Genomic DNA, 7,609 nt, shown 5'->3' on the forward strand with positions numbered 1-7,609 from the left:
TGCCCACTCGGCAACGAGGTCCGCCGGCCCGGCCGCCGGCCCGGCGGGTTGCGCCCCCGGCCCGTTGCCCCGCACGTGGGGATGTGCGGGGCAACATTGCCAGGAGGCGGGCGGGTGGGCGGGTGGGCGGGCGGTTGCGGTCCGGCTGCCCACCCGCGGCTCAGCGCTGGTGGGGGATCGGGGGCCGTTCGGCGTCCTGTTCGGCAGAGCGGTCGAATGCCCCGGGGCGGGAAAGGTCGTCAAGGAGCTCGTCGATGAGTTCCTGCGTGACGTGCGGCATCACGTAGACGTGGCTGTAGTCGTGCCGGCGGCCACCGAGGTTGAGCGGCACGCAGGCGAGCGAGTACTTCTGCGTGATCTCGGCGCGGGGCTGCTGGAACCAGACACTGAGCGCGTGGTCGCCGTGGCCCACCTCGATGCCGTCCTCGGCCCAGGGCTCGCCGCGTTCCTGCAACTGCGCGCTGAGGCTCCTGAGGCGTTCCGCCGTGTACTCGGCGATCCGCAGGACCTCGGCGGCCTGCCGTACCTGCTGCTCCTCGCTGAACTGCGCGAGGTGATTCCACATGGCCAGAGAGGCGAATCCGCTGCGGGAGCCGGCGAACGTGCTGTCCGGGGAGGAGACCACCGCGGGGTCCGACGGCGGCCGCAGCTTGGATCCCGCACGGGACATGTAGATCCCGGTAGGGACGGGTGCACCGGGGTACTTGTGGCCGCTGGTGACGATCGAGGACACCTCGGGAATCCGGAAGTCGAAGACCGGGGGCGCGGTGTCGATGAGCCCGCTGTCGCGGGCCTTCTCCAGGTACGGGGCGTAGGCGCCGCCCAGTGCGCCGTCGACGTGGATCCAGTAGCCGTTGCGGACACTGACCCGCTCGGGGTCGTCGGGGTCGAAGCGCACGGTGCGGTCGACGAGCCCGTGCTTCTCGAATACCGGGCGCAGGCGCTCGCACGCGGTCTGGACGTCGTCGTAGGCGCCCTTGAAGACGCTGCCGATGTTGAAGTTCACCAGGACGGGGTGGCCCTTGGCGGCGAAGAAGTCCACGAGGGCGACCAGGGCATTGACGTCGACGGTGCCGGGTCCCTCATCGCCGCCGGTGGTCGGCACTCCTCCGAGGGGCCAGCCGTTGTAGGTCTGCATGCCGGTGTCGGCCACGTCGATCGGGCACTCACCGGGGTAGAGGCTGCCGCCCAGGTCGTAGAAGGTCGGGATGTCCAGCACGCGCATCGCCTTGATGTGCGAGTAGTGCGTCTCCTGCGAGAAGAACGCCACCGGAGCGTAGGCGTTGGGGTTGTCGTCGGGGTGCTTGGCCCGCAGGTAGCTGGTCCGGCAGCTGGCGTCGCCGGAGACCTCGTCACGCACCAGGGCATTGCCGTCGAGGTAGTCACGCGCGTTCCACATCGCGTACAGGTTGCCCTCGGTGCTGCCCATGGACAGCACGTACCCCCACCCGTCCTCGCTCCCAGGGTGGGCCGGGTCGTGGGGCAGGTGGGCGTGCCACAGGCGGGCGTAGTGCTCCAGGACCGCCCGCTCCAGCCACCGCGAGTGCAGGCTGTAGTTGCTGTCGACGAACGGGTCCCCGATGTTGTTGATGTGGTAGCCCAGGAACCGCCCGAGCGCGGCGTGGCCGTTGAGCGACAGGTTGACCTGGTAGCCCAGCAGACGCCCGCTCCGCTCGCCGAGGTACCCCTCCAGCTTGGCGAGGACCGCGATCCGCTGCTCATCGCTGTAGGCGTCGGTACCCAACCGGTAGTCGTCGTTGGCCGGCAGCGTCGCCACAGGCGTATCGGAGTGTTCGGTAATCATTCCATGTCCGATTCTGAGCAATTTTTCGAAGCGGGATTCAGGTGCTGGATCGCTACCGGACGGCAAAGGCAACGTTTCAACGGCTTCGGCAGATGCTCGTATCTGAAGAGATGAAAGCGGTCACGAGAGTTGTGCGCCCGTACGCCGTGCGGCGGGCGGCCAGCAACCCGTCACCGGGATGCTGGCCTGCGTAAACGGCGGCAGTTGCCATGTTCGACCGCCCTGTACGGGGCCTCGCGGCACACAGGATATGCGTGACAAGACGCCCCGATTGCCAGCCTGTCTACGTTCACTCTCGCTCTAGTCATTTCGAGTGAAAATGGTTTACTTTAAATGTTTCAGTAGCACCTTGGGGAGTGACGTTTCGGCAGCTCTCGGGATAGCAGCTTTACGTCATTAGAAGTGTGCTGATGGCTGAATTGGGACCTCCGGCAGACCGGCCACCGCTCCTCATCGTTCGGGGCCTCGTACGCCGCGTCTCTGCCGGTTCGATCCGCGTGACGCGGCCAGCACGTCACCATCTGGTCGGCGACGGTGTGGAGTGCTTCGCGCGGTACACCCGAAGCGGCCTGGACGGCGTGTCCTTGAACGACTGTGACCAGGAGTCGCGCGAGGGCCAGGGAGCCGGAGCCGGGAGGTGGTCCGCCGGCGTCGGAGAAGGACTCGAACCGGTCGGCCAGGCACTGCACCCCGTCCTCCCGGAGCCCGGTCAAGTATTCCTGCACCGTGGTTGAGCGCGGGTTCACCGCGAGCGCACTCTGCACGATCAGGCAGCCGTGCGGGATGTGGTCGCCTGCGACGGCGTCCACGGCGGAGTGCAGGAGAGCGCGCGCCAGCGCCTCGGTCGTCGGCTGGTCGAGGGCGGCCCGCAGATAGGAACCGGGGCCGGCCGTATAGCGTTCGACGACCTGCCGGTAGAGCGTCTCCTTGTCTCCGAACGCCGCGTAAATGCTGGGGCACTCATCCCCATGGCCGTCGTGAGGTCGGACATGACGGTGCCCTCGTGGCCGCGGCTCGCGCCTTCTGGCGAATCTGGCCGATGCGGCCGGCCCTCACCGACGTGCTCAGCAACGCCCTGCGTCGACTGTGGTCGCGCGACACCGGGCACGCCCCCGGCCGCGTTGCCACCGAGGCCCCGGGGCCTTCCGCGCTACGCACGGCGCGGGCCGCCGCCCGCCGCCGCGCGCCTACGGAGTCCTTCCCGCGTCCACCGAGATGGCGGAGGTTCGTCAGGTACTGGACGATTCGGATGTCGAGGATCGCCGCGCCCCGCGGGCCGGCCGCGTCGTGCGGCCGGCCGACGCGCGGTGTCCTGCGGGGTGTCGGCCGGGTCGGGGCGTGGGCGGGAGACTTCCGGTCATGGATGTGGAGTCGGTGGTGGTGGAGTTGTACGGGCTGCGGCTGTCGGAGTTCACCGCGGCCAGGAATGAGTACGTGGCCAAGGCGCGCAAGGCCGGGGACAAAGACCTCGCCGCCGCGATCGCGGCGCTGCGGAGGCCGACGGTCGCGGTGTGGACGGCGGGCCTGCTGGCCCGGCGCCGGCCGAAAGAGGCGCACCGCTTGGTCCAGCTCGGCGAGGAGCTTCGTACCGCGCACCGGACACTGGACCCCGGGCAGTTGCGGAAGCTGTCACGTGATCAGCACGTGGTGATCGGCGAGCTCGCGCGCACGGCACGCACTCTGGCGGCCGAGGCCGGGCAGACCGTGAGCGAGCCGGTGCTGCACGAGGTCGAGCAGATCCTCCACGCGGTCCTCGCCGATGCCGGCGTTGCCGCGCGGTGGGCGGGAGGTCGGCTGGTGCAGGCGCCGGACGTGGCGTCGGGTTTCACCGGCCTGGAGCCGCTGCCCGGCGCCGCTCCTCCTCGACGGGCACAGGCCGCTGGGCGGCCCGACGGATCCGAGTCGGAGCGCCTCCGGTCCCCGGAACCGGATGCGGACAGGCGGGCGGGGGAGGCGCGCCGTGAGCGTGTGAAGGCGGCCCGGACGGAGTTGGCCGAGACCCGGGCGGAGGCGGAGCGTCTGGAGGCGGAGCAGGCCGCCGCGCAGGAACTGCTGGACCGCGCGGCCGCAGCCGTGGCGGTGGCCGAGGAGGACGTACAGGCCGCGAAGGAGCGGCTGCAGACGGCACGTGCGGCGAGCGTGGACGCGGCCGCCCGACAGCGGGAGGCCGGGCGAGCGGCTGCGAGGGCGCGGGCGCAGGCGAAGGCCGCGGCGCGGAAGGTCGAGAAGCCCACCAGTTAGACGTCGCTTCCTGTGGCGTGCTGAACACGCGTACTGGAGGAAGGTGAAGGCCGCACGGCGGACCGTGGTACCCGCCGAACTCTTGGAACCAAAGCCGATGACGCGCGTCGAGGAACGGCTCGGTGAGGAGGTACGGCTGGTCGACAACCGTGCGTGCCGGCTCTGCCCCGTTGTCAGGCGCAGCCTGAAGGCCGGCCGCGAGCGCTGGCAGTGCGGCGAAGCCCGTGTGCCACTCCCAGACAGAACGGTGCACATCATGCCGTATCAGGTCGCGGTAAACGTGACTTTCGATCAGACGATCCAAGACATCGCGAGCCTCCCGGACGGATGAAGCCCTGCCCGCCGGTGTCGGCCCCCGGGAGCGGCCCGGCAGCCTCATCCGTACCCTTCACCCAACTGCAATGCGGGGATGAGGGCGGTGGCGGCGTCGCAGTCGTGGCAGGCGTCGGCGCCGGGCCTCATCCGGCGTCCAGGACCTCCTCGGTCCAAGGGTCCGCGCGGGAGCCCTCCGCGCGGCGACAGGTGCTCTCGTGTACCACCGACCGGCCCCGCTGGCCATGTACCAGCCGGAGTGCCCGTCCCTTCTCCGACCCACGGTGCAAAGTTGGGCCGGGCCGCAACTGGGCACGACGCGGATCATCCATCCGCTGGCTCGCACCGTCGTCTCGGTTCGGTGGACCTGTCCAAGGCGGATGGGGATCCGGCGCACCGGATGCCCTCCGACGGCTCGTACCAGTGCACCCATGCCGGGAGTTGGGTCGGCACGAAGCTCCTCGGTGCGGATGCACTCCGGCTTGAAGCCCCCGTTGATCGTCTCCATCAGGGCATCGCCATACGCGTCCCGACGCTGGGTCAGCTTGTGGTGCCGCCGTAGTTCCGCAGGACGTTCAGAGCCCTGTCGAAGGCCGAATCCTTCTTCTTGTCGAACTCTTCCTTGGCGAAGACCGGCTCAATGAGGTGCGGCGAAATGCCAGTGCCGTCGAAGGTCCTGCCCGAGCGGGTCAGAAACTCCTCGTTCGGGAGCCAGGCCGACATGCCGTTGGGGAGCTCGCGCAGCATGACGTCCGAGAAGACGCCCTGTGTGGGCTGCCCGATCCGGACCGTCTTGCCGGGCCGCTCCACGAGGGCCTGGGTGAAGGTCTCCCCGGCGCTGACGGTCGAGCCGCCGGTCAGGACGGCGACCGGCCCGGTGTAACGGGGGCCCTGGACGGGCGTGACATACGCGGGCTGGGGGCGAGTGTGCCTGGTGGGGTCGGCGGGGTCGTTGCGGGCGCGCTTGGAGTAGGCGACGTAGGGGGTGTCGGTGAGGCGCTCGGCGATGTGGATTCCCAGGGCGTCGGAGCCGCCGCCATTGATCCGCAGGTCGATGATCAGGCCCTTCAGGCGTTGGGTGCGCTCCTGGCTGAGGACCGTATCCAGCGCCCGGTCGAGCTCGGCCAGTTGGGCGGCGTAGGGGGCGCCATCGCCCGCGTACCCGCTGAACCCGGAGATCCGCAAATAGCCCTGCCCGCCGGGGAGGTCGGCGTAGGTGATCCGCCCGTTGGCGAAGTCCTGGAGGTTCCGGGCGTCCTCGAGGTCGTGCGCCACGATGAACTCCTTGACCTTGGTGTCCAACTCCTCAGTGGGCAGGACGGTGCCGGGGCGAACCTGTGCGAAGACGCGGTCGCCGTCCTGAAGGGCAACGTGGGCGTCGTAGAGAGGCCTGACCATCTCGCTGAAGATGGCGTAGAGCTCGTCCTTGGTCATCTTCGCGTGCACCTTGGGCCGGTATTGGTCGCGTAGGGCGTGCCAGTCGACGCCCTTGGCGGAAAAGAAGGGGTAGTTCTCCTCGAAGGACTGCCAGAAGACGTCAAAGGCAGCGAGCGGACCCTTGGGGGCCGGACGGGTGCAGGCCTCGGGCAACTCCGCGATCCGGATCAGGTTCCGGTCGCCGACGGAGCCGTCCACCCGCATGGACGCGCGGTCGTGGCCTCCTTGGGTGCGCACGGTGAGGACAGTGCCGTCGGGCGTGGTGTAGGTGCCGGGGCCCGTCCGCTGCGCGGTCTCGCCCTTGAGGCAGCTGACGGCGGTGGTCTGATACGCCTGGAAGGTTTCGTTCCGGATGGATAGCACTGTGCCGTAGCCGTCCATGCGCCAGATTCCGTCGGTGGTCGGCTGTTGGGCGGTGGCGGCCGGCGAGGCTCCGCCGGCGAGGGCCAGCGTGACGGCGGTGGCCGCGACAGTACGCACGATCTTGCCTCTTCTGTAGGCGCTTGCTCGGGACAAGCCCCACGGTCGCCGACACGGCGGTCTCCCGGCCATCCGGCTGCCCGGTTGTTCGGGGGTGGGGCCAGCCCCCACTACCGGCAGTATCCGGGGGGTGATCGCGTCAGTGCCCCGCGTCAACGGCGTGTGACCTCACCAATCCCGCCCCGCCCGGCCCGCACCGGCCCCCCAACAGCGAGAGGCGGGCGTCCTGGCCGCGGCTGGTGTCAAGGACTTCGGCGTGGGGAACGCGCGCCGTGTGGCGACGCTGACTGGCTGAACGACTGCAGTGTCCAGGCCGCGCGCCGCAGCGAGTGCGTCGGCGAGCTGGGTGAGATGTCCCTCGTCACTGACGCTGTCGCCGGCGCTCGACCATCAGCCAGGGCGGGACCTGCTCCGCGTTTTGGTGGGCTTCGGGGAGGAGTTCGCCCAGGTCGGCGGCGATCGCGGCCAGGTGGGGGACGGTGCGGGTGCGGCCTTGGGGCAGGAGTCTGGTGAGGTGGGTGCCGAGCCCGGCGGTGAGGATCTCGCTGTAGTCGGTCCAGGCGCACGTACCGAGCTCCAGTGCGAGTGCGCGGGCGACTTCGAGCACCTCCTCCGCCTCGCCGTCCAGGAGCAGAACACGGAGGAGGGTCATGGGGTCGGCCAGCAGCAGACCCGCCTCCGTCGCGCCCAGGGTGACCAGACCCGGATACGGAGCTTGGACGCCCTCGGCCTCGTCGGCGGGCAGGAGTACGGCCTCGCCGTCGAGAGCCCAGGTCCCGGTGTCGGGGCCACTGCTGAACGGCGCGGTCGGCTCAGCGGGGCTCGTCGACCAGCAGGGCGACACCGCCGGCATCAAGACGGGCCCCTCAGGGTGGGCAGCTCGCGTTCTGCCTCGATGGCATGGTGGGCGAGGGTGCTGCAAGGAAGCGGTCGAGGAGGCCGGCCCCGGCCGGCTCGCCGGCCGCGCTCCCGTCCGCAAGGACGCGGACCTGGACGCGCACGCCGGCCTCTACGGCCAGGTGCGCGCGTCGCTACGGCTTCGATCCCGCACGACCCGTGCAGTGGGAAGTGGAGGCGCTCAAGCCGGCTGAGCTCCAGCGCTTGGCGCTTGCTGCCGTTGAACCGTAGGGCGACGGCGACGTCCTTACCCGGCAGCTCGCCGCCCGTGAGGACGAGCAGTGCTGCGCCCTGGCCGACTTCCTCGCTGGCTGTGGCACGGCACCCGGGGCGTTGGCCTAGTTGTATTGCCCAGTGAGGTTGGGGACGCGGCTGGCGGGTGGTTTGCCTGCGAGCGCGGTGTGTCCGCGGTGGTGATTGTAGGTGTGCAGCCACTGG

The 7,609-nt window shown here is 69.9% G+C and carries 5 protein-coding genes; 2 read left to right on the forward strand and 3 right to left on the reverse strand.

Translation table 11 applies throughout. The annotated features are described in order from the left end of the window. Positions 1–160: 160 nt before the first annotated feature. Positions 161–1,777, reverse strand: a complete 1,617-nt coding sequence (locus ACIQU4_RS09595; RefSeq protein ID WP_403727682.1) for a histidine decarboxylase — start codon at positions 1,775–1,777, stop codon at positions 161–163. A 1,386-nt stretch (positions 1,778–3,163) separates the two neighbouring features. Between ACIQU4_RS09595 and ACIQU4_RS09600 the strand changes: the two genes are divergently transcribed. After that, positions 3,164–4,045 carry a hypothetical protein gene (locus ACIQU4_RS09600; RefSeq protein WP_403727684.1) on the forward strand — a complete coding sequence of 294 codons (882 nt, stop codon included), beginning with the start codon at positions 3,164–3,166 and terminating at the stop codon, positions 4,043–4,045. Positions 4,046–4,142: 97 nt separating this feature from the next. Beyond that, positions 4,143–4,376: a hypothetical protein gene (locus ACIQU4_RS09605; RefSeq protein ID WP_403727686.1), complete on the forward strand. Its 234-nt coding sequence runs from the start codon at positions 4,143–4,145 to the stop codon at positions 4,374–4,376. Positions 4,377–4,897: 521 nt separating this feature from the next. On the opposite strand, the gene ACIQU4_RS09610 is transcribed toward ACIQU4_RS09605, so the two are convergent. Together ACIQU4_RS09610 and ACIQU4_RS09615 are read right to left on the reverse strand one after the other, a co-directional pair. Further along, positions 4,898–6,274 (reverse strand): S41 family peptidase, encoded by a 1,377-nt coding sequence (locus ACIQU4_RS09610; RefSeq protein ID WP_403727688.1) that lies wholly within the window; start codon positions 6,272–6,274, stop codon positions 4,898–4,900. Positions 6,275–6,635: 361 nt separating this feature from the next. Beyond that, positions 6,636–7,127, reverse strand: a complete 492-nt coding sequence (locus ACIQU4_RS09615; RefSeq protein WP_403727689.1) for a hypothetical protein — start codon at positions 7,125–7,127, stop codon at positions 6,636–6,638. Positions 7,128–7,609 lie beyond the last annotated feature (482 nt).

The organism is Streptomyces sp. NPDC090741 (genome assembly GCF_044769045.1).
Classification (GTDB): Bacteria; Actinomycetota; Actinomycetes; order Streptomycetales; family Streptomycetaceae; genus Streptomyces.

Coding starts and splice junctions, on each gene's coding strand:
- ACIQU4_RS09600 (WP_403727684.1), top strand. CDS start 3,164: ATGGATGTGGAGTCGGTGGTGGTGGAGTTGTACGGGCTGCGGCTGTCG.
- ACIQU4_RS09605 (WP_403727686.1), top strand. CDS start 4,143: ATGACGCGCGTCGAGGAACGGCTCGGTGAGGAGGTACGGCTGGTCGAC.
- ACIQU4_RS09615 (WP_403727689.1), bottom strand. CDS start 7,127: ATGCCGGCGGTGTCGCCCTGCTGGTCGACGAGCCCCGCTGAGCCGACC.